Origin of the sequence: Malaciobacter halophilus (genome assembly GCF_002837275.1) — a bacterium.
In the GTDB taxonomy this organism is placed as follows: domain Bacteria; phylum Campylobacterota; class Campylobacteria; order Campylobacterales; family Arcobacteraceae; genus Malaciobacter; species Malaciobacter halophilus.
In genome coordinates, this window is the sequence record NZ_NXIF01000041.1 from 65,567 (window position 1) to 88,708 (window position 23,142).

Genomic DNA, 23,142 nt, shown 5'->3' on the forward strand with positions numbered 1-23,142 from the left:
TTTAAGATTAATTTCTTTAATTGTTAAATTCCCTTAATATTTCACTGTTTTTAGAAAATAATTTATAAGTTGTATTATTATAGTTAAATTCTAAATAGTTTGCATGAAGCCAAAGTCTATAACTTTTTGTTTTTTCATATCTTTTTTTCTCATCAATTTTCTTACATAAATACTCTTCTGCTGTTTCATCATCAACTCCATATATTGGGTCTCCTAAGATTCTATGACCTATTGAATATAAATGTACTCTAATTTGATGTTGTCTTCCTGTATATGGTATTGCTTCTACTAAACTTATATCTCTTTTTGGATTATATTTTATTGGTTTAATTATAGTTAAGGACTCTTTGCCTGTTTGTCCAGCTTTCATTCTAACACCAATTTTTTTCCCTTCTTTTTCTAAAAAAGAATCAATTTTATACTTTTTATCAATTTTTCCTTCAACTATGGCAAGATATGATTTTTTATATTTTTTTTCTATAAACATATCTTTTAACTCTTTTTCACTCTTTTTATTTTTGCAAACCATTACAAGTCCAGAGGTTTCTGCATCAATTCTATGTGCTAAATTTGCATTCTTACCAAAATGATAACGAATCTCATCTAATAAAGAGTATTTTGTATTTTTTGAGATTGGATGAACCATCAAATTTGTTGGTTTATCAAATAAAGCAAACTCTTTAAATTCTAATAGTGGTTTAAGACCTCTTGTATGTCCTTCAAACTCTGCTATGTATATGGTTTTGCATCTTATAATTTCACTGATTTTAAAGGGTTTGTAATTTTCATCAAACACCCTTGCTCTACTTATGTACTTTTGCGATAATTTGGGCTCTAGCTTTAAGTCTTGTAGTAAATATTGTTGTATTTTTTTGCCTAAAACAGCTTCATATTTTTTTAAAATAAAAGGCACTAACTTTTCCTAAAAATTAAGTTTAAATTAACCAAATTTTAATTATAAATTTTGGCTAGTTTTGATACTATATCATATCTAAAATTAACAAAAAAATTTTAAAAAATTAAATTCATAAACAATAGGGGATTAGTAGATGGTTGAAAGGTATGCCAGAGAAGAAATGAGTAAAAACTGGACTCAACATGCTAGATATGCAGCATGGCTTGAGGTTGAAAAAGCAGCAGTTAAAGCATGGAATAAATTAGGGCTTATCCCTGATGAAGATTGCGAAAAAATTGTAAATAATGCTACTTTTTCTGTAGAGAGAATCGAAGAGATTGAAGCTGTTACAAAACATGATTTAATTGCATTTAACACAAGCGTTGCTGAATCACTTGGTGATGAGTCAAGATGGTTTCATTATGGTATGACCTCTTCTGATGCTGTTGATACTGGAGTTGCTTTACAAATGAGAGACTCTTTAAACATTATTATTGATGATGTAAAGATGTTAATGGACTCAATTGAAAAAAGAGCTAAAGAGCATAAATATACTTTAATGGTGGGAAGAAGTCATGGTATTCATGGTGAACCTATCACTTTTGGACTTACTTTAGCTGTTTGGTATGATGAAGTAGCAAGACATCTTAAAAATTTAGAAGAGACTTTGGAAGTTATTTCAGTTGGACAAATTTCTGGAGCAATGGGTAACTTTGCCCATGCACCACTTGAACTTGAAGAGTTTGCAATGGCTGAACTTGGATTAAAGCCAGAACCTTGTTCAAATCAAGTTGTACATAGAGATAGATATGCAAGACTTGCGACTTCTTTAGCACTTTTAGCATCTTCAATTGAAAAATTTGCTGTACAAGTAAGACATCTACAAAGAACAGAAGTTTATGAAGCAGAAGAGTATTTTGCAAAGGGACAAAAAGGTTCTTCTGCAATGCCACATAAAAGAAACCCTATTTTAACTGAAAATATTACTGGACTAGCAAGAACTATTAGAGCATACGCAGCACCAGCTATGGAAAATGTTGCATTATGGCATGAAAGAGATATTTCTCACTCATCAAATGAAAGATTTTGGTTACCAGATGCTTTTATTACAACTGATTTTATGTTACATAGAATGAATAATGTAATTGCTAATTTAACTGTAATGCCAGAAAATATGATGAAAAACCTTAATTTAACTGGTGGGTTAGTATTCTCACAAAGAGTTTTATTAGAGTTACCAAAAGCTGGGGTTAGTAGAGAAGATGCTTATAAAATTGTTCAAAGAAATGCAATGAAAGTTTGGCAAGAAATACAACATGACAAGCCAACAATAAATGAAAATGGTGAATCTTTATACTTAGGACATCTTTTAGCTGATGAAGAGTTAAGAGAAAAATTAAGTGAAGAGCAAATTAGAGAGTGTTTTAATTATGATTATTACACAAAAAATGTAGATGCAATTTTCAACAGAGTTTTTAATAAGAATAAATAATTTAATAATCGAAAAAGGCAACAAAAATGGCAATTATGATTCAAAAAAGAAATGGTAGAAAAGAGGTTTTAGATATTACTAAAATCCAAAAAATGACTATTGATGCAACAAAAGATTTAGATGGTGTTAGCCAAAGTGAATTAGAATTGGACGCACAAATAAAGTTTGTTGATGGTATGAGTTCATCTGATATACAAGATGCACTTATCAAAACAGCAGTTGAGAAAATAGATATAGATGTTCCAAACTGGACTTTTGTTGCTGCAAGACTGTTTTTATTTGATTTATATCATAGAGTTGGGAAATCAACTCATGGTATAAAAGGGGAACCATATTGTCATTTAAAAGATTATTTAAGATATGGAAAAGATGCAGGAAGACTTCTTCCTGCTCTTGGTGAAGGTTATGACTTAGATGATTTAAATGACTATATTGACCCTAGTAGAGATCTTTTGTTTAACTATTTAGGTATAAAAACACTTTATGATAGATATTTAATTAAGAATAAAAAAGGTAATCCAATTGAGCTTCCTCAACATATGTTTATGGCAATTGCTATGTTTTTGGCTCAAGATGAACATAATAAGCAAGAAAGAGCAAAAGAGTTTTATGATGTAATCTCAAAATTTGAAGTTATGCTTGCAACTCCAACATTATCAAATGCAAGAACAAATAGACATCAACTTTCATCTTGTTATATTGGTTCAAGTCCTGATAATATTGAAGGTATTTTTGATGGATATAAAGAGATGGCACTATTATCTAAATATGGTGGTGGTATTGGTTGGGACTGGAACCAAATTAGAGCACTTGGTGGAGTTATTGATGACCATAAAAGTGCAGCAGGTGGAACAGTTCCATTTTTAAAAATCACAAATGATTTAGCAATTGCTGTTGACCAACTTGGAACTAGAAAAGGTGCAATTGCAGTTTATGTTGAGCCATGGCATATGGATATTGTTGATTTTATTGACCTTAAAAAGAATTCGGGTGAAGAAAGAAGAAGAGCACATGATTTATTTCCTTCACTATGGATAACAGACCTATTTATGGAAAGAATCTTAGAAGATTCACATTGGACTTTATTTGACCCTTATGAAGTAAAAGACTTAAGTGAACTTCATGGAGATGAGTTTAAAAGAAGATATGAAGAGTATGAAAAAGATGAAACTATAACAAAAGATACGATGAAAGCAAAAGATTTATGGAAAAAAATCTTAACTTCATATTTTGAGTCTGGAAGCCCATTTTTATGTTTTAAAGATAATGCAAATAAAGCAAATCCAAATGGTCATGTAGGACATATTAGAAGTTCAAATCTTTGTACAGAAATTTTCCAAAATACAAATCCAAACTATTATAAGATTAAATTAGAGTTTGAAGATGGTACAATTAAAACATATGATGAAGAAGAGATTATAAAAGTAGATGCTGGACAAGAGAAAAAAGCCAATAAAATAACTGCACTTGATTCAATTGATGGAAAAAGAGTATTTATTGTTGAAAAAGAGAAAATTGATGGGGATACAGCAGTTTGTAATCTTGCATCAATTAATCTATCTAAAATATATACTAAAGAAGATATTGAAAGAGTAGTTCCTACTGCTATTAGAATGCTTGATAATGTAATAGATTTAAACTTTTATCCACTAAGAAAAGTAAAAGCTACTAACTTAAAATCAAGAAGTATTGGTCTTGGTGTTATGGGTGAAGCTCAAATGTTAGCAGAACATCAAATTATGTTTGGTAGTGAGCAACACTTTAAAAAGATTGATTCAGTTATGGAAGCAATCTCATATAATGCTATTAAATCTTCAAGTGACTTAGCAGTAGAAAAAGGGGTATATCCAACATTTGAAGGTTCAAACTGGTCAAAAGGGATTATGCCTCATGACCATGCACCACAAGCTGTTGAAGCTTTAATGAACAAAGATTTATTTGATGGTGGATATGATTGGGTAGAGCTAAGACAAAAAGTTAAAAAAGATGGTATGAGAAATGGTTACTTAATGGCTATTGCTCCAACATCATCTATTTCTATTTTAGTTGGGACTACTCAAGCAATTGAACCTGTTTATAAAAGAAAATGGTATGAAGAGAATTTAAGTGGACTTATTCCTGTGGTTGTTCCAAGATTAAGCCCAGAAACATGGCAATATTATATTCCTGCATATGAAGTTGACCAAATAGATATTATTAAAGCTGCTGCAATTAGACAAAAGTGGATTGACCAAGGACAAAGTACAAATATCTTTATGAGTTTAGATAAAGCAAGTGGTAGATATTTGCATGAGATTTATACTACGGCTTGGAAATTAGGTCTTAAGTCAACTTATTACTTAAGAAGCCAATCTCCAGAAGCTAATAATGATATTGAAGATAGAAGTATGGAGTGTGTAGGTTGTCAATAAGATAACCTTACATGCTTTATGTACAAACTTTTAAAAAATTAATATAAAATAAATTTAAATCTTAAAATATAGAGGAAATCCTAATGGATAGAAAAACAATATATAACCCACAATCAAGAGAAAATCTTAATGATAGAAGAATTTTTGGTGGAAATCCTGATGGTATGATTAACTTTACAAAGTTAAAATACCAATGGGCTTTAAACCTTTGGGATACAATGGAGGCAAATACTTGGTTTCCTAAAGAAGTACAAATGACTGCTGATGCTAAAGATTATAAATATCTAAGTCCAGCAGAAAAAAGAATGTATGATTTAGTACTTTCTCAGCTAATCTTTATGGATAGTTTACAAACAAATAACCTAATGGATAATATTAATCCATATATTACTGCTCCTGAGGTAAATGCTTGCCTTTCAAGACAATCATATGAAGAAGCAAATCACTCAAAATCATATGCAGTTATGGTTGAAAGTATTTCTGATAATACAGATGAAATTTATGATATGTGGAAAAATGATGCAAAACTAAGAGAGAAGAACAACTATATTGCAGATGTTTATAAAAATTTAGCTGCTGGAGATGGGGAAGAGATTACTGATGAAAAGATAGTACTTGCAATGTTTGCAAATCAAATCTTAGAGGGATTATATTTTTATGCTGGATTTGCAGCGATTTATGCTCTTGGGAAATCAGGTAAAATGCTTGGAAGTTCTCAAATGATTAGATTTATTCAAAGAGATGAAGTAACACACCTTTTACTTTTTCAAAATATGATTAATTCTACAAAAAAAGAGAGACCTGATTTATTTACTCCTGAGTTAGAAGTAAAAGTAAGAGAGATGTTTAGAAAAGCAGTTGAGCTTGAAGCTTCTTGGGGTGCATATATTACTCAAGGACAAATTTTAGGTTTTACTGATGCTATTATTACTCAATATATTCAATATCTTGCAGATAGAAGACTTGAAGCAATAGGATATAAACCTATGTATAATGTAAAACACCCTATTCCTTGGGTTGATGGATATGCTTCATTTAATGACCAAAGAACTAATTTCTTTGAGGGGAATGTGGTTAATTATTCAAAAGGAAGTATTGATTTCGACGACTTCTAAAAAAAAAGAGTTTTATTAATAGCTCTTTTTAGAAATTTCTGCGTTATCGCGGAAATTTCATCACTCACTTACAATAGTAAGCTCCTAATAAAATTACCACTCTAGCCTTGAACTTTTTAAAAATAACTATCACTAAAACTCTTTTTGATATAATTTTGTTATAAATATATTCCTTATTTACTTGCATTAATTGCATTTATTTCCAGCATTTGTTAAAGCTGAGTTGTTTTAAATTTTTTTCGAAAAAGTCGAGGACTGTTTGAGTAAGTAAAGTGCTAAATGCACTTTTGCTTACGAGTTCCGCAGACAGAAAAGAAATTTAAAATGACGAGGGAAGCTTTGCCTTTAACAATTAGCTGGTTGCTTTTTGGATACTTTTTTCAATAAAAAAGTATCATTACTTTTAAAATAAGCCATTTTAATACTTACCTTAACAAAACCATTAAATCCACATAATAATCACTTTAAAAGCTATTTATACATAAAATAACACATATTTTAAAAGGGATTGACTATGTTAAAAGAAAAAACATTAGATTTTATAAAAAAACAGATAATTGATTTAAATGATTTTACTTATACAATTGAAGAAGATGAGCAGTATATTCATGCTATTTTTACAGAAGCTTTAGGAAAAAAGATTGAAAAAGAGTTTACATTTAAACTTTTAAATGATACTTTGTATATGCACTCTATTGATTTTGGTTGGAAGCCAGTTCAAAAAGGTGCAGCAAATAAATATTTTTGGATAGATTTATTAAAAGAGGACTAATTTATGAATGAAGTTATAAAACAACTATCAAATAGACGATCAGTAAGAGAGTTTACAGGTCAATGCATCAGTAATGAAGATTTAGAACTAATACTAAAAACAGCACAAAGATGCCCTACTTCAGTAAATGGACAACAAATATCAATAGTATATACTAAAAATAAAGAAAAACTAGAACAAATAAGTAAACTTTGTGGTAACCAAGAGCATATTAAAAATTGTGAAGTTTTTGTAATGTTTGTAATTGATTATAATAGAATTTCTCATGCTTTAGACTCAATTGGTGAAGAACAAATGATTCAAAAATCTGCTGAAGGTATTATTGTAGGTGCTGTTGATGCAGGAATTATGTTAAGTTCATTGCAAACTTCTGCTGAGTCTTTAGGTTATGCAACTACTGCAATTGGTGCAGTTCGTTTAAATGTATTTGAATTTATTAAACTTTTTAATTTACCTAAAAATACTTATCCTTTAGTAGGTTCAACTATTGGTGTTCCAACAAAAAAAGCAAAAGAAGCACCACTTAAGCCAAGAGTACCATTTGAAGCTTTTGCTTTTGAAGATAAATATGATGATAAAAAAGCAAAAGATGGAATTTTTGAGTATGAAAAAATATTTAAAGAGTTTAGACAAAAAAATGGTATGGATTATAAAACATCTTACAATAAGACTATGGCATCTTTTTATACTAAAAGCTATACAAGAGATATTAAAAAGAGTTTTGAACATCAAGGTTTTACTTTTAAAGATAGTAATTAAAAGAAAAAATACTATAAAGATACTATTTTAAGCTAAACTTATAAAAGAGTAATTTTAAAGGAATTTGCACTATGCAAAATAACAAAATATTTAAATCAAGTCTTTTGATTTTGACTTTTATAGGTTTAGCAAGCTTTATAATAGCTTTTATTTCAGTTCTTCAAATAAATGATGATACTAAAGATTTTGATGAAATAAAAAAGATTTCAACCCTATCTGAACAGATAAGATATTATGATGAAGTTTTGACTATGAGTGCAAGAGTTGCTACACTAAATCAAAATGATTACTGGATAAAAAGATATTATAAAAATATTGAACCTTTAGAAAAAAGTATAAATGAAGCTTTAAAATTAATGCCATCGTTAAAAGATGAATTTAAAGCTATAGAGCAGATTAATAAAGAACTTATTTCTTTAGAAGAAAAGGCTTTAAAATTAAGTAAAAAAGGTAGTTACGAAGAAGCTAAAAAGATACTTTTCTCTTTAGAGTATAAGAGTTTAAAACAGAGTTATAAAGTAGGATTAAATTTAGTTTTAAACAAGATAGAAAAAAGAAATAAAACTCTTCAAAAACATCTTTTTGTTAATATACAATTCTCTTCATTTGTTATTCTTTTTTCAATTTTATTTATGATAGTTGTTTTTTATTTTATCTTTAAAGAGTTATTTAATAAAAGTAAATATATAAATCATATATTAGATTCACAAAGTGCAATTATTTTTATAACAGATGGAAAAAGATTAAAAATTGCAAACAAAATAGCACTTGAGTTTTTTAAGTGTAAAACACAAGAGCAACTAAAACAAAGATTTTTATTTTTACCTGAGAGCTTTTCTAAAAGTGAACACTATTTAAGTGGTAAGGATTGGTTACTTAAAGCTTTTGCTTTAGAACATAAGATTTTAAAGGTAAAAATAGATGATAAAATTTTTCAAGTTAATATTTCAAAAGATAAAATAGATGATATAAACTATGTAGTAACTTTAGTAGATATTACAGAGTTAACAAAACTTCAAACTCAACTACAAAAAACTGTAGATATTCAAGTTGAAGATATTAGAAAGAAAGATTTAACATTAATTGCCCAGTCAAAAATGGCAACAATGGGAGAAATGATAGAAAATATTGCCCACCAATGGAAACAACCTTTATCAATAATTACTCTTAGTGCAACTGGAGTAAAAATGGAGAGTGAATTTAATGAGTTAACAGATGATTATTTACAAAAAGCACTAACAAATATAGAAAAATCTGCAAACTATTTATCACAAACTGTTGATGACTTTAAAGATTTCTTTAAGGAGAATAGTTTAAAACAAGACTATTTATTAGAACAAGCTTTTAATAAAGCAAAGAATTTAATTGCTTCAAAGTTAGAAAATAGAGATATACACTTAGTTACTTCTTTTGATAATGTAAGTATATATGGAAATAAAAATGAGATGATTCAAGTATTTATGAATTTATTAAGTAATAGTATAGATGCTTTTGATGAGCTTGATTTGGATACAAAAGTTATATATTTTTCCACAAGATATGAAAATGAGTTTGCAATTATAAAGTTTTGTGATAATGCAGGTGGTATACCTAGTGAAATAATTTCAAAAATTTTTGAGTATAAGTTTTCCACAAAAGGTCATAAAGGAACAGGAATAGGTTTATATATGAGTAAACTTATTCTTGATAAGATTGCTGGAGAAATTGAAGTAAAAAACAGTACTTTTATCCATGAACAAAGAGAATACAAAGGTGTTGAATTTACAATTAAAATACCATTTAAAAGAGCCTAAAGGCTCTTTTATGCAATAAGAAGTTTTTTTAAATCATCTTTTGCATTAGTTGTAAGTGTAAGATTAAATGTTTGGCTTAAAAAGTTGAATATATCTTCATTTACAAATTGTGGAGGTTTTGGCCCTAAATAGATATTTTTTACTCCTAAAGAAAAAAGTGCAAGTAAAATTATTACTGCTTTTTGTTCCATCCAAGATAGTACAATTGATACAGGAAGGTCGTTAATTGGTGTATTTAAAGCTTGGCTTAGTGCTTTTGCAATTTCAACAGCACCATTACTATCATTGCACTGTCCTAAGTCTAAATATCTTGGAATACCTGTACCTTCAATCTCTCCAAAATCAATATCATTAAATCTAAATTTACCACAGCTTGAAGTTAAAATAACTGTATCTTTTGGTAGGCTTTGTGCTAATTCTTTATAATACTCTCCACCTTTTCCTGGTGCATCGCATCCTGCTATTACAAAGAATTGTTTAATTTTTCCATCTTTTATTGCATCTAAAATTTGTGGTGCTAATGTAAGTACTGTTTTATAATGATGACCTGTTACAAGTGTTGTATCTTCATTTAAATCAATTCCATTTGCATCTTCGCACTCTAAAGTTCTTTGTATAAGTTCATCAAAATTATCATCTTCAATTTGTGTAGCTCCTTCAACTCCAACTATTTTATAAGTAAATAGTCTATCAAGGTATGTACAGTTTTTCTTTGGAGGTACTATGCAGTTTGTATTAACTACAAAAGTTCCAGTGAATTTTTCCATGAGTTTTGCTTGGTCAAACCAAGCTTTACCTACATTTCCTTTTAGATGTGGATACTTTCTAAGTTCTGGGTAACCATGTGCTGGTAACATTTCAGAGTGAGTGTATATGTTTATTCCTTTATCTTGTGTAGCAATTAAAAGTTTTTCTAACATCTCAAGATTATGTCCACTTACAAGTATTGCTTTACCTTCAACTTTGTTTTGTGTAACTTTTACAGGAGTAGGAATACCAAACTTTGAAGTGTGTGAATTTGAAAGTTTATTCATAACTTTAACACCAGCATTACCTACTTTCATTAGTTGATTAATATGGTCATCAAAATTAAAATTTACATTTGTTAATGTAAAGTATAAAGTTTCACTCATAACATCATCTATCTCTTTTGTAAGAGTTGAATCTAATTCATTTAAGTGTTCTCTATATGCACTAAGACCTTTTAATCCAAATATCATAATATCTTGAAGTCTTGAAAGATTTTCATCTTTTCCACATGTTCCAACACTAGCACCACTACTTCCACAACCATCTTTTTGACTCATTTCACATTGATAACAAAACATACTCATTTAATAATCCTTAAAATTTTTAATTAATTATAAGGTTTTTAATAAGTTGTTTCATTGATTAATATCAATAAACATTAACAGGCCTCTTGTTCTTTAAGTGTGGCTATATACTCTTCAATAGCAACGGCTACTCTTTTAGATAAAGCTACTGCTTCTACTACTGTTCTAGCACCTGTTACTACATCACCAGAAGCAAATACGCCCTCTCTTGTAGTTTCTCCATTTTCATTTGTTACTACTAATCCATCTTCTCCTACATTAATACCTTTAGTATTTGATACAATTAAATCTCTTGGTTGTTGACTAATTGAGATTAAAATTGAATCAGCTTCTTCAAAACCTTCTATATTTGGATTATCTTCATTTGTAGTGATATATTTTACACCTTTTGGTGTGAACTCTAAAGGTGATTTATAAAGATTAAATTTTACTCCATCTATTTTTGCATATTCTATTTCTACTTTTTCTGCACTTATTTGCTCAAATCCTTTTCTATACATTATGCTAACTTCAGTAGAACCGTTTCTAATAGCAGTCCTTGCAACATCCATAGCAACATTTCCCGCACCAATAACCACTACTTTTTTACCTAAGTTGTAAGAGTTTGGACTTTTTAAATAATCAATTGCAAAGTGAACATTACCTAAAGACTCACCTTTTAATCCAAGTTTTTTAGGAGTCCATACGCCTGTTCCTATAAATACAGCTTTATAACCATCTCTAAATAAATCATCAATTGTTATATTTTTCCCTATCATCGTATTAGGTCTAATCTTTACACCTACTTTTTTAAGATTTTCTAATAATTCATCAAGAATTGATTTATCAAGTCTAAAATCTGGAATACCATATCTTAAAACTCCACCAATTTGGTCATTTCCTTCATACATAGTAATTTCATAACCTTTTAATGCAAGTATCATTGCAAGACTAATTCCTGCTGGACCTGTACCAATAATAGCAACGCTATGGCCATTTAATTGTGGTTTTTCAAACTCTTTGTAGTTCATATAATAAGTTGAAATATAGTTTTCAATAGCTCCTACATTTACAGGAGTATATTTTTTATTTAAAACACAGTGTCCTTCACAATGTTTTTCATGAGGACAAACAAGCGAGCAAATTATTGATAAAGGATTATTATTAAAAACTTTTTCTCCTGCTATTTTTATATCTCCATTTAAAAATAGCCTAATCATCTCTGCTATTGGTGTACTAACAGGACATCCCTTTTGACATTTTGGTTTTTTACAGTCTAGGCAAGTTTGTGCAGAGTTAATAATATGTTGCATTTTTCCCCTTTTAAATTAAACTTTGTTTAAAAATTTTATATAAATTAAATGATAAGTATATGATAATTTTTTATAGAGGTAGCTAAATACTCTTTTTTTAAAGAGTTTTCAATTACAGAAAAGCTATAAAAATTAAAGATTATAATAAAGTAATTTATTAATTTTACCTTTATTTTAGCTCTTCTTATAGTTTTTAAGATATAATAATTAAATTTTCAAAAAAGAGTAAGAGAGATGCAAGTAGGTAAAAAAGTTTTTTTATTATCCCTGTTATTATTGTTATTGATTGTTTCTTGTGTATATAAACATACAAAAGAGTTTTTTGATAATAGTACAGTAGTTACTGAAGAGAAGGTAGTTAAATTAGAAGAAAAAACAGAACAACCACGAGAGATTTCTTTACCAGATGAGGAAATTAAAGAAGAAAGTGTTGCAGTTGAGCTTCTTCCAGCTGATACAAAAGATAAAGAAGTACATGAATCTGTAACTGAAAAAATAACAAAAATTGAAGAAGAAATAAAAGATCCAGAGCCTATTATACTTAAAAGAAAAGATGATGGATATAGAAGGTCTAAAGGCGAGTTCTTCTATTATGAGCTATCAGAAAAATCAAAAGAGATTCAAGATAAACTATATACAATTATGAAAGATGAGCCTTTTAAGTTCAATAGAAATGGAATCGAATATTTAAAAAAGAATGATGAACTTTTAAATAAAATCTATAAAATTATGATAAACAATGAAAATCTTAAGTTTGAAATTGCAGGGCATGTAAGTATTAAACCAGATGATAAAAAATATAATAAATATATTTCAGTTATGAGAGCTGCAAATATAAAGAAAAAACTTATATCAATGGGAATTTCAAAAAGAAGAATGAAAGCAAGAGGGTATGGAGATGCTATACCTTTTATTCAAGATGACATCAAAATTTTTAATAGAATAGAATTCAATATCATAGGAGAATAGTTGTGATAGAGATAGCTTCAAAAATAGTATTATGTTTAGTATTAGCAACAATTATTGGCTTTATAATAGGTTATTTACTAGGAAGAGCTACAAGAAAACAAGAGTATGCAGCAGTACCTCAAAAACCTACTAAAAAAGTAGGAAATGTATATAATAAACCTTTAATTTTTAGTTGTCCAAGACCAGTTGGAAAAGATGATTTAAAAGAAATAGAAGGTGTTGACTCTTTAATTGAAGCTCAGTTAAATCATTTAGGTATTTTTCATTTTGACCAAATTGCAAATTGGAGTGACAAAAATTGTGATTGGATTGAGAATTATTTAGAGATAGAAGGAAGAATTAAAGAAGAGGATTGGGTAGGACAAGCAAAAAAGTTTACTAAACCTCTTGTTTAATTTTTATACTTAATTTGTAATCATATTGGAATCAATTTATACTATAATTTAACTACTTAAATATAAAGGAGTTAAGTTATGGTTACAGAGTATTCTTTTTTATATATGGCAACAGCAGCTTTTCATTTAGCAGGTCTATCAACAGTTTTTTTACTTCAGCGATATAGAATCTTATAAACAAAAGTTTAACACTTTTGTTTAATAAGTTCTAATACACAAGTTTCAATCATATTATAAACTTTGTCAAAACCTTCAAACCCTTCAAAGAAAAATGGGTCTGGTACATCTTGTCCCTCAAAACCAAAATCTCCTAATTTAACTGCTTCTTTGCAACCTAATTTTTTCAAATCTTGCATATTTCTGCTATCTAAACCCACAACTAAATCAAAAGTTTGAAAATCTTCTAAATTTACTTGTCTTGCAATTTGTCTTGAGATGTCAATTCCATTATTTTTTGCAACTGTTATAGAGTTATCACAAGGGCTTTCTCCTATGTGCCAACTACCAGTTCCTGCACTATCTACTTTTATATCTAAATTATTTTTTGTTATATATTCTTGTGCAACTCCTTGAGCAATTGGAGATCTGCATATATTTCCTAAACAAACAAATATAATTGATTTTATTTTACTCATATTCTATTCCTACATCTATATATTTTCTCATCTGTTTTATATTTTTTTCATCAAAAATTGATTGTAAAATCTTTTTGGAGTCATCTTTTATTACTTCTCCAAAAGGATTAATTATGCAACTAGATTTACAGCAATAACTAGCTGCACTATTAGCTGCAACTACATAACATTGGTTTGCAATTGCAAGAGCTTTAGTTAAAGTTTCAAAGTGTTCTTTTCTTCCTTTGCCCCACATAGCAGGAACAAATATAATATCTGCACCTTTTAACCTATCCCAATATTCAGTAAATCTTAGTTCAAAGCAAATTAGCGTAGCAATTTTTAAGTTGCCTATTTTGTAAACTTCTATTTTTTTATCATTTTTAGGTTTACAAAAGTATTTTTGTTCATTTCCTAGTTTAAAGAGTCTATATTTATCTTGTGTATGAATAATCTTTTTTTGATAAAAGATATAAAACCTATTGTAGTAGTTACCATCTTTAAAAATGGTTAGTGTAAGTGCAATAGCTTTATTTTTAGATAATTTTTTAAGCTTTTTAATGGCTTTTTTAGAGAAGTCTGCAGCTTTTTGGATATTGTTATAAGAGTAGCCACTTAATGCAAGTTCAGGGGCAAGGATTAGTGAGTCATCCTTGCATGATTTAACTAGTTTTTTTAAGTTTGCAAAATTTTTTTTAAAATCTTTTGATGGATTAGTTTGAAGTGCTACTAAGTTCATCTTTTGCCAATGAAATAAGTCTATTAACTTGTTCTTCATACTCTTTTGCTGTTTGTTCATTAGTTGATTCAAATCTTGTAACTAATACAGGTGTTGTATTTGAAGCTCTTACTAATCCCCATCCATGTCTAAAATTGATTCTAACTCCATCTACATCGATAATATCTACAATTTTAGGGAAATCTTTTGGAGGATTATTTAATAGCTCTTTAATTTTATCTATTAAAATAAATTTTTCATCTTCTGTTGTTTGTACTTTTATCTCTTCTGTTGAGTATGTTTTTGGAAGTTTTTCAATTTGTTTATTAATATCTACACCATTATAAATAAGTTCTAAAATTCTAAATGTTGCATATATAGCATCATCAAAACCATAAAATCTATCATTAAAGAAAATATGTCCTGATACTTCAGCCGCTAAGTGAGCATTTACCTCTTTTAGTTTTACTTTTAAGTTACTATGTCCAGTTTTATACATAATAGCTTTTCCACTTTGATTAATAATATCATACATAATTTGCGTACATTTAACTTCTCCAACAACAATTGGTTCAGGAATAGTTTTTGCAAAAAGGAGTGCTAATATATCACCTTTTACATTATATTTTTTAGTTAAAAAAGCAATTCTATCTGCATCTCCATCATAAGCAAAACCATACTCTGCTTTTTTTTCTAAAAGTTTTTTCAAATCAGTTAAGTTTTTCTCTTCACTTGGGTCTGGATGATGGTTTGGAAAAGTTCCATCTGGTTCACAATATAGACCTTCATAATTTAAATTTAATTTATCTAATATTTCACATAAAACTGTATTTGCAACACCGTTTCCACAATCAATTGCAAAAGGTACTTTAAAGTCTTTTAAGAAAGAGAACTCTTTTAGCATAAAATCAATATACATAGATTTTGCATTAATCTTTTCAAACTGCTTATTATCTTCTATTTTTAAATCTTGATTTTTAATAATTTCATCACCAAGTTTATATATATCATGGGCGAAAAATGGTGTATTATTTACTGAAATTTTAAATCCATTATATTCACTTGGATTATGACTTCCTGTAATCATTACTGAAGCATTTGGTTTTATTTTATTAAAAGTTTGATATGAAGCAAAGTAGTTAATTCCTGTTGCAACCATACCCATGCCTAGTACTTTTACTCCTGCTTTATTAAAACCACTTGTTAAATATTCAAATAACCTTGGTGAATGAGTTCTAGCATCATATCCAATTACAACATATGGCTTTTGAACTGTTCTTTTAATAACCTCTAACCCTAAATAGTAACCAATTAGTTTAACACTTTGTTCATTTAATTCTTCGTCAACTATTCCTCTAATATCATACTCTCTAAAAATAGACTTTTTTATCATAAAGACCCTCATTGGAATTTTTTTCTAATTATATCGTTTGAAGCTTTAAGAGTACTAACCTCTATTTTGTTATAATTTTTATTCAAGGAGAAAATTATGATTGAACTATCAAATTTATATATGTTTATATTGGCATCATTTTTATTATGTTTAGCTCCAGGTCCTGATAATATATATGTATTAACACAAGGCATGACAAAGTCAAAAAAAGCTGCAATTATAACAACACTTGGTCTTTGTACAGGATTAATTATACATACAAGTGCTGCTGCTTTTGGTATTTCTGTAATATTTAAAACCTCTCAAATCGCTTTTGATATTGTAAAGTATTTAGGTGTTGCTTATTTATTATATATTGCTTATCAGGCATTTAAACATAAAGATGAACCTTTAGATTTAAAAACTAAATCCTCAAAAAAAGATTTAAAAGCTTTATATATAAAAGGCTTTTTAATGAATATTTTAAATCCAAAAGTTTCAATATTCTTTTTAGCATTTTTACCACAATTTGTAAGTGTTGAAAATGGAAATGTTCCTTTACAAATGGTTATTTTAGGACTTGTATTTATGATTTTAACTATAATTGTTTTTAGTTCTATTGGTATTGCTGGTAATTTACTTAGTTCAAAATTATTAAATAATCAAAAAATAGTAAAATATATGAATATTTTAACTTCATTAGTATTAGTAAGTTTGGGTATAAAATTGGCACTTTCTGAAAGGTAGTGACACTTAAGTGATAGCGTAATATCAACATAATTATGCTAATATTATAATATGAAATCAATAATTCTTATTTTGCTTCCTATTTTATTGTTAAACTGTAAAGAGTTGATTTTACCTATAAAATCTACGGAGTCATATGACTTACAAAAGGCACTTTTGGGTAAAAAATTATTCTTTGATAAGCGCTTAAGTAAGGATAATACTATCTCTTGTGCATCGTGTCATGACTTGGAAAAAGGTGGTGATGATAATAGAGATTTCTCTTTAGGTGTAAATAATAAAAAAGGAGAAGTAAACTCTCCTACTGTGTTTAATTCAAGATATAATTTTACACAATTTTGGAATGGTAGAGCAAGAGATTTAAAAGAGCAAGTAAGTGGACCAATACATAACCCTGTTGAGATGGGTTCTTCTTTAGATGAAGCTCTTGAAAAATTAAAAAAAGATGATTATTATAATAAGCAGTTTAAAATAGTTTTTAAAGATGGTTTAACAAAAAAGAATTTAGTTGATGCAATAGCAGAGTTTGAAGGAGCACTTATAACTCCTGATTCAAAATTTGATAGATATTTAAAAGGTGATAAAAAAGCTTTAAGTAAAGATGAATTAGAAGGTTATAAACTATTTAAACAAAATGGTTGTATTTCATGTCATAATGGTATAAATATTGGTGGAAACCTTTTCCAAAAGATGGGAATTTTAAAAGAGTATAAATCAAAAGTAGGTAATTTAGGAAGATACGAAGTTACAAAAGACATTGAAGATAAAAACTATTTTAAAGTGCCTACATTAAGAAATATTAATAAAACAGCTCCATATTTTCATGATGCTTCAGCAAAAACTTTGGAAGATGCAGTAGCTATAATGATTGAGTATCAATTAGGTATGCAAGCAAGTAAAGATGAAATAGACAAGATTGTAAAGTTTTTAAAAACATTAGATGGGAAAAAACCAGAAATATTGGATAAAAAATGAAAAAAGCCATATTAATAGTAGTTATTTTCATTGCATTAATAGTTTCACTTGTTTATACAACTGACCATTCAAATAGAAAAATTGATGATTTTTTTAAAATGCAAAAAAATATCTCTTACCTTATTTCTACAAATAAAAATTTTGATATTTTTATGTCAAGTAGTATCTCTTATAATAATTTTGATGTTATCCAAAAAGATATTTTTAAAATCAAAGATATTTTGTCTGAAATAAAAAAAAGTAATTATTTTGACAATGAAATTATCTCTTTAAAAGATGAATTTACAAATATAAATGAACTTTTTAAAAGTAAAATAAAAAGTATAGAGAGATTAAAATCAACAAGTGCAGTTTTAAATAACTCTTATAGATATATACAAACGATTTATGAAAAACTTGATGATAAGACATTTAATAAAATCTATACAAGAATTATTGGCTTAGAGTTTAATAGTGAAATAAGTATTAAAAAACTTCAAGAAGATATAAAAGCTATTGAAGTAAAAACTAATCTTCAAAAAATATTTATTAGGCATGCACAAAATATTTTACACTATTTTCAAAAGTTTCAAAATGAAAAACAAAAAATTGAAAGCTTACAATTAAATATAAAACTTCAAAACTTTGAACAAAGATATAATGATTATTCAAATGTATTTATTAAAGATATAAAAAGTGTATTATGGAGTATTATTATACTTTTATCAATTAGTTTAGTACTATTTTTATTTTATTATACAAAAATAGCATATCAAAAAATACAATTAAATAGATTTAAGCAAGCAGTAGAAAATAGTGATAATATAATCATGACTACTGATATTAATCAAAAAATAAAGTATGTAAATGAGAATTTTATTAGACATACTGGATACTCTTATAATGATGTTATTGGTAAAAAAGCATCAATTTTAAAATCAGGACTTAATAGTAAGAAGTTTTATAAAGATTTAAATGAAACTATTTATAGTGGTAAAAGATGGTATGGAGAGTTTATAAATAAAAGAAAAGATGGAGAACTAAATTATGAAAAGACTTCAATTTCTCCTATTTTTGATGAAAAAGGGAAAATAGTTGAATTTTTGGCTATAAAACTTGATGTTACAAAAGAGAAAAGTATAGAAAAAGAGTTAAAGAAAAAAGAGCATTTATTATCTCAACAATCAAAAATGATAGCTCTTCATGAAATGCTTGATAGTATTGCTCATCAATGGAGACAGCCTCTTTCTACAATCTCAACAGCTGCAAGTGGAATGAGATTAAATAAAGAGTTTGATTCCTTAGATGATGATACTTTTTACTCACTAATTGATACTATCGTAGATAATACGCTATATTTATCAAAAACTATTGATAGTTTTAAAACATTTTTTAAAACAAATCATGAAAATACACTATTTAATATCAAAAATACAGTGAATAAAGTACTTGATTTAATAGGGTATAAATTTAATGAAAATAAAGTAGAGTTTATATCAAGTATTCAAGATATAAATATGGAAGGTTTAGAGCATGAGTTAATTCAATCTTTAGTGAATCTTTTTAATAATTCTCAAGATGCAATTGCAAAAAATCTTACTCCAAATGATAAAAAATTAATCTTTTTAGATGTACGAACTGATGATAAAAATAATATAGTAATTAGCATAAAAGATAATGCAAAAGGTATTGATGAAAAGATTATTGATAATATTTTTGAACCATATTTCACAACGAAACATAAAAGTCAAGGAACGGGAATTGGTTTATATATGACATACGAAATTATCTCAAAACATTTCTATGGTACAATAGAGGTTAGAAATAGTACTTTCTCTTATGAAAATAAAGAGTATAAAGGTGCTTTATTTATAATCACAATACCAAGTAAAAAAGATGATAAAAACAGATAATATAAAAGTTTTATATGTTGAAGATGATGATTTAGCAAGATTAAATGGTGTGGAGTTTTTAGAAAACTATTTTGATACTATTTATGAGGCAAAAGATGGTTTGGAAGCTTTATCTTTATACAAAAAATATAGTCCTGATATAATAATTTCAGATATTCAAATGCCAAAATTAAATGGTTTGGAGTTTATTAGTCGTATAAGAAAAGAGGACAAAAAAACTCAAGCTATTATTACGACGGCATATAGTACAAAAGAGTATTTATTAAAAGCTGTTGAGCTTCATCTGGTTAAATATTTAATTAAGCCAATTAAATATGATGAGTTACTTCAAGCTTTGCAAGAGTGTGTAAATAGCTTAAAAAATAGTAACTCAAATGTTGTACAAATTTGTAAAGATATGAGTTTTGATACTTATAATAAAACTTTAACAAAAGATAAAGAGCTTGTAAAGTTAAGAGCAAAAGAGATACTTCTTTTAGAGTTGTTAATAAAAAATCAAAATAGATATGTAACTTATCAAGAGATTGAGAATTATGTTTGGGTAGATGATGTAATGAGTAAAGATGCTTTAAAAACACTTGTTAGAAGATTAAAAGGTTATTTCACTTGTAATTGCATTTCAAATCTATCTGGAGTTGGTTATAAAATAGATGTATGATATAAATATAGTTCTTGCATATGGAGTAACTTTTGGAGTACTCTTAATGAGTATTTTATTTACTGCAATTAGATATATATATGTTAAAGAGTTATTTTATTTAGCTTATTGTTTAATGCAGTTTTTTTCATTAATTTATATTGTAACTTATAGTCAACTTTTTGATATTCCAATTATTATTGAACAAATTAGTTTAGTATTTGCTACTATTTTTGCAATAGCTTTTGCATTTGCTTTTTTTAAAGTAGAATTAATACCTACTTTTAAAACCAAAAAAGAGTTGCTAATTTTTACTGCTTTATTGATTTTTGTTCTTGCAACTGTGTTTTATCATTATGTTTTATTTGAATATTTGCCATATACTGTTGTCTATTTTTTACTATTCTTATCTGTTCTTTTTAATATAAATGATGGAGTAAAACCAACTTTTATATATGTAATCGGATGGTCTTTTGTTTGCTTGTTTTTATATATTATGCAGTTTAAAACACTTTATGTTAAAAGTGGTTATATAGATTTAGTTCTTGTTGCTTTTGCTATTGAAGCAGTACTTTTTACTGTAAGTTTAGCAAATAAATATAAAGAGTTAAAAACTCAAAATTTAAATTATGAAAATATGCTTTTGCATCAAAGTAGATTAGCAAAATCTGGCTCAATGATAGGAAATATTGCCCATCAATGGAGACAACCTTTAAATAATTTATCATATATATTAATGAATATTAAAACAAGATTTGAAAATGGTAAATTAAAACAAGACTATTTTAATCAAAAATTTTCTCAAGCAAATGAACAGTTACAATTTATGTCAAAAACGATTGATGATTTTAAAGATTTTTATACTCCTAGTAAAAACAAAGAAGATTTTTTAGTAAAAGAGTCTATAAATAAAGCTTTGACTATTTTAAGTGCAAGTTTAAAACAGCAAAGAGTGGATTTAAATCTTACTTTTCATACAAGTGAAGTTTCAAGAATTTTTGGAATTTCAAATGAGTTTTCACAAGTTGTTTTAACTTTAATAAAAAATAGTATTGAGGCTTTAGTAGATGAACAGACTCCAAAGATTTATATTGATGTTTATTCAAATCACTCAAGCTTAGTAATAAAAATAAAAGATAATGGTAAAGGTGTTTTACCAAAAGATTTGCCAAAGCTATTTAAGCCTTATTTTACAACAAAAGAAGATGGTTTTGGTATTGGGCTTTATTTGGTTAAGACTATTATTGAAGATAGTTTTAAAGGAACTATTGAAGCTAAGCCTTTGAAAAAAGGCTTAGAGTTTATAATAACTATTGAGAAAAGCTTTTAAAGCTCTTTTGTATCAAGTATAAAAGTTACTGGACCATCATTTGATATTTGTACATCCATTTTAGCACCAAAAATACCAGTTTGTACACTTTTTACATAGTGTTTTGCTTCTTTAATAAACTCTTTATATAGTTGCTTTGCAAGTTTTGGTTCTGCACTTTTATCAAAACTTGGTCTTCTTCCTTTTTTACAATTTCCTGCAAGAGTAAATTGAGAAATAATTAATAACTCTGCTTGTATATCAAGTAATGATTTATTCATTTTGTCATTTTCATCTTGAAAAATCCTTAAGTTAATAATCTTTTTTAATAGTTTATCAACCTCTTTTGAACTATCTTCTTTTTCAACTCCTAAAAGTACATTTAAGCCTTGAGATATTTTTGCAACCTCTTCTCCTTCTACTTTTACACTTGAACTTGAAACTCTTTGAATAATAGCTTTCATTTACTCCTCTTTTCTTTTTAGTGCTTCATATGCAACTAATATTTTTTTTCTTTCTATTCCCCATCTGTATCCTGTCATTGCTCCTGATTTACCTAGTACTCTATGACAAGGTATTAAGTAACCAATTGGATTTGAACCAATAGCATTTGCAACAGCTCTTATGGCTTTGGGGTTATCTAAATATTTTGCTACATCTTCATATGTTGTAATAGAGCCATTTGGAATATTTATAAGAGCCTTCCATACATTTATTTGAAAGTTAGTTCCTTTTACATAAAGATTGAGTTTTTTATCTTTTTTTATAAAAATACTATCTAAAAGTTCAGCTGCTTTTTTATCCTCTTGGATTATATTTGCATTTGCCCAAACTTGTTTAAATCTTTTATAAACATCTTCTTTATTTGTATCATAAAAGCCTAAAAAACATATACCTCTTTTTGTTGTAGCAATTAATGCATTTCCAAAGGGTGTATAACCGTATCCATATGTTATTTGAACATTTTGTCCAAGCTCTTTATACTCTTTAGGAGTAACGCCAATAATATTCACAAACAAGTCGTGTAATCTACTTGGACTTGATAATCCTAAATCAAGCGAACTTTCTAAAATGGAGCTTGACTCTTTTAAGTGTTCTTTTGCATAATTTAATGTAATAGATTGTAGAAATTGAATAGGAGTAACACCAACATACTCTTTAAATACTCTAATAAAGTGGTATTTACTCATACCAATATATTTAGCAATTGTATCTACGCTTGGTTGCTCTTTAAAGTTTTCATCAATAAATTGTATAGCTTTTACTATTTTATTGTAGTTTTCATTTTGTAAATATAGTTTATCTTCACTCATCTTTTATCTTATAAAAAAAGGTTTAAGTGGGAAGTATACCACTTAAACCTTAAATAATTACAAGTAAAGTATTAGTAAGTAGGTTGAGAATAAACAACAAAGTTAGAAGCAAGAGATTCAAGTTCTTTGTTTATATCATCTTGAAGTTTTGTATTTTCAATGTCATCTAAAACATCGCAAATTTTATTAGCAATAAACTTAAACTCTTTTTCTTTCATACCTCTAGTAGTAAGTGCAGCACTACCAATTCTAATACCAGAAGTAACAAAAGGACTTCTAGTTTCACCAGGAACTGTATTTTTATTAACAGTAATACCAGCTCTACCAAGAGCAGCATC

21 protein-coding genes and 1 pseudogene are annotated in these 23,142 nt (G+C 27.5%); 13 read left to right on the forward strand and 9 right to left on the reverse strand.

Going from position 1 to position 23,142, the window contains the following annotated elements:
• Positions 1 to 16 precede the first annotated feature (16 nt).
• Complete coding sequence (locus CP960_RS11075; RefSeq protein WP_101185559.1) at positions 17 to 913, reverse strand: RluA family pseudouridine synthase; 897 nt, start codon at positions 911 to 913, stop codon at positions 17 to 19.
• 136 nt (positions 914 to 1,049) lie between these two features.
• Between CP960_RS11075 and purB the strand changes: the two genes are divergently transcribed.
• From purB to CP960_RS11105, 6 genes are all read left to right on the forward strand, one after another.
• Positions 1,050 to 2,387 (forward strand): adenylosuccinate lyase, encoded by a 1,338-nt coding sequence (purB, locus tag CP960_RS11080; protein WP_101185560.1) that lies wholly within the window; start codon positions 1,050 to 1,052, stop codon positions 2,385 to 2,387.
• 32 nt (positions 2,388 to 2,419) lie between these two features.
• Positions 2,420 to 4,798, forward strand: coding sequence for a ribonucleoside-diphosphate reductase subunit alpha (locus CP960_RS11085; RefSeq protein ID WP_196778335.1), 2,379 nt, complete (start codon positions 2,420 to 2,422; stop codon positions 4,796 to 4,798).
• Between the two features lie 83 nt (positions 4,799 to 4,881).
• Positions 4,882 to 5,913, forward strand: a complete 1,032-nt coding sequence (locus CP960_RS11090) for a ribonucleotide-diphosphate reductase subunit beta (protein ID WP_101185562.1) — start codon at positions 4,882 to 4,884, stop codon at positions 5,911 to 5,913.
• A gap of 514 nt (positions 5,914 to 6,427) precedes the next feature.
• Positions 6,428 to 6,685, forward strand: coding sequence for a hypothetical protein (locus CP960_RS11095; RefSeq protein WP_101185563.1), 258 nt, complete (start codon positions 6,428 to 6,430; stop codon positions 6,683 to 6,685).
• A gap of 3 nt (positions 6,686 to 6,688) precedes the next feature.
• On the forward strand, positions 6,689 to 7,444 hold the full coding sequence (locus tag CP960_RS11100; RefSeq protein WP_101185564.1) for a nitroreductase family protein: 756 nt from the start codon (positions 6,689 to 6,691) through the stop codon (positions 7,442 to 7,444).
• A 71-nt stretch (positions 7,445 to 7,515) separates the two neighbouring features.
• Complete coding sequence (locus CP960_RS11105) at positions 7,516 to 9,237, forward strand: sensor histidine kinase (RefSeq protein ID WP_101185565.1); 1,722 nt, start codon at positions 7,516 to 7,518, stop codon at positions 9,235 to 9,237.
• An 8-nt stretch (positions 9,238 to 9,245) separates the two neighbouring features.
• On the opposite strand, the gene hcp is transcribed toward CP960_RS11105, so the two are convergent.
• Together hcp and CP960_RS11115 are read right to left on the reverse strand one after the other, a co-directional pair.
• Positions 9,246 to 10,571, reverse strand: coding sequence for a hydroxylamine reductase (hcp, locus tag CP960_RS11110; protein ID WP_101185566.1), 1,326 nt, complete (start codon positions 10,569 to 10,571; stop codon positions 9,246 to 9,248).
• A gap of 74 nt (positions 10,572 to 10,645) precedes the next feature.
• A complete protein-coding gene (locus tag CP960_RS11115; RefSeq protein WP_101185567.1) occupies positions 10,646 to 11,863 on the reverse strand; it encodes an NAD(P)-dependent oxidoreductase in 1,218 nt (405 codons plus the stop codon).
• A 234-nt stretch (positions 11,864 to 12,097) separates the two neighbouring features.
• Between CP960_RS11115 and CP960_RS11120 the strand changes: the two genes are divergently transcribed.
• Both CP960_RS11120 and CP960_RS11125 read left to right on the forward strand, forming a co-directional pair.
• A complete protein-coding gene (locus tag CP960_RS11120; protein WP_101185568.1) occupies positions 12,098 to 12,832 on the forward strand; it encodes an OmpA family protein in 735 nt (244 codons plus the stop codon).
• 2 nt (positions 12,833 to 12,834) lie between these two features.
• On the forward strand, positions 12,835 to 13,227 hold the full coding sequence (locus tag CP960_RS11125) for a hypothetical protein (RefSeq protein ID WP_101185569.1): 393 nt from the start codon (positions 12,835 to 12,837) through the stop codon (positions 13,225 to 13,227).
• Positions 13,228 to 13,412: 185 nt separating this feature from the next.
• Here CP960_RS11125 and CP960_RS11130 read toward each other — a convergent pair whose 3' ends face one another.
• Genes CP960_RS11130 through CP960_RS11140 form a run of 3 tightly spaced genes read right to left on the reverse strand, consistent with a single transcriptional unit; the run spans position 13,413 to position 15,952 of the window.
• Complete coding sequence (locus CP960_RS11130) at positions 13,413 to 13,862, reverse strand: low molecular weight protein-tyrosine-phosphatase (protein ID WP_191321647.1); 450 nt, start codon at positions 13,860 to 13,862, stop codon at positions 13,413 to 13,415.
• A complete protein-coding gene (locus tag CP960_RS11135; protein WP_101185570.1) occupies positions 13,855 to 14,580 on the reverse strand; it encodes a carbon-nitrogen hydrolase family protein in 726 nt (241 codons plus the stop codon). Before CP960_RS11135 ends, CP960_RS11130 begins: the two co-directional genes overlap by 8 nt.
• Positions 14,555 to 15,952, reverse strand: a complete 1,398-nt coding sequence (locus tag CP960_RS11140) for a phosphomannomutase/phosphoglucomutase (RefSeq protein WP_101185571.1) — start codon at positions 15,950 to 15,952, stop codon at positions 14,555 to 14,557. The genes CP960_RS11135 and CP960_RS11140 overlap by 26 nt, the downstream gene beginning before the upstream one ends.
• 96 nt (positions 15,953 to 16,048) lie before the next feature.
• Here CP960_RS11140 and CP960_RS11145 point away from each other — a divergent pair, with 96 nt between their 5' ends.
• The 5 genes from CP960_RS11145 to CP960_RS11165 are packed head-to-tail and all read left to right on the forward strand — an operon-like array spanning position 16,049 to position 21,512.
• Positions 16,049 to 16,678 (forward strand): LysE family translocator, encoded by a 630-nt coding sequence (locus CP960_RS11145; protein WP_101185572.1) that lies wholly within the window; start codon positions 16,049 to 16,051, stop codon positions 16,676 to 16,678.
• A gap of 51 nt (positions 16,679 to 16,729) precedes the next feature.
• A complete protein-coding gene (locus CP960_RS11150; protein WP_101185573.1) occupies positions 16,730 to 17,653 on the forward strand; it encodes a cytochrome-c peroxidase in 924 nt (307 codons plus the stop codon).
• Complete coding sequence (locus CP960_RS11155; protein ID WP_101185574.1) at positions 17,650 to 19,545, forward strand: PAS domain-containing sensor histidine kinase; 1,896 nt, start codon at positions 17,650 to 17,652, stop codon at positions 19,543 to 19,545. The genes CP960_RS11150 and CP960_RS11155 overlap by 4 nt, the downstream gene beginning before the upstream one ends.
• Positions 19,529 to 20,203: a response regulator gene (locus CP960_RS11160; RefSeq protein ID WP_101185575.1), complete on the forward strand. Its 675-nt coding sequence runs from the start codon at positions 19,529 to 19,531 to the stop codon at positions 20,201 to 20,203. Before CP960_RS11155 ends, CP960_RS11160 begins: the two co-directional genes overlap by 17 nt.
• Positions 20,196 to 21,512 (forward strand): sensor histidine kinase, encoded by a 1,317-nt coding sequence (locus CP960_RS11165; protein ID WP_101185576.1) that lies wholly within the window; start codon positions 20,196 to 20,198, stop codon positions 21,510 to 21,512. Before CP960_RS11160 ends, CP960_RS11165 begins: the two co-directional genes overlap by 8 nt.
• On the opposite strand, the gene dtd is transcribed toward CP960_RS11165, so the two are convergent.
• The 3 genes and pseudogenes from dtd to glyA form a co-directional block, all read right to left on the reverse strand.
• The gene (dtd, locus tag CP960_RS11170; RefSeq protein ID WP_101185577.1) at positions 21,509 to 21,955 is read right to left on the reverse strand and encodes a D-aminoacyl-tRNA deacylase; all 447 of its coding nucleotides are present in this window, start codon (positions 21,953 to 21,955) and stop codon (positions 21,509 to 21,511) included. The two genes, CP960_RS11165 and dtd, sit on opposite strands and share 4 nt — an antisense overlap.
• Complete coding sequence (locus CP960_RS11175) at positions 21,956 to 22,804, reverse strand: methylated-DNA--[protein]-cysteine S-methyltransferase (RefSeq protein WP_101185578.1); 849 nt, start codon at positions 22,802 to 22,804, stop codon at positions 21,956 to 21,958. It lies immediately after the preceding gene.
• 71 nt (positions 22,805 to 22,875) lie between these two features.
• A pseudogene (gene glyA, locus CP960_RS11180) lies at positions 22,876 to 23,142 on the reverse strand (serine hydroxymethyltransferase); the annotation flags it as partial.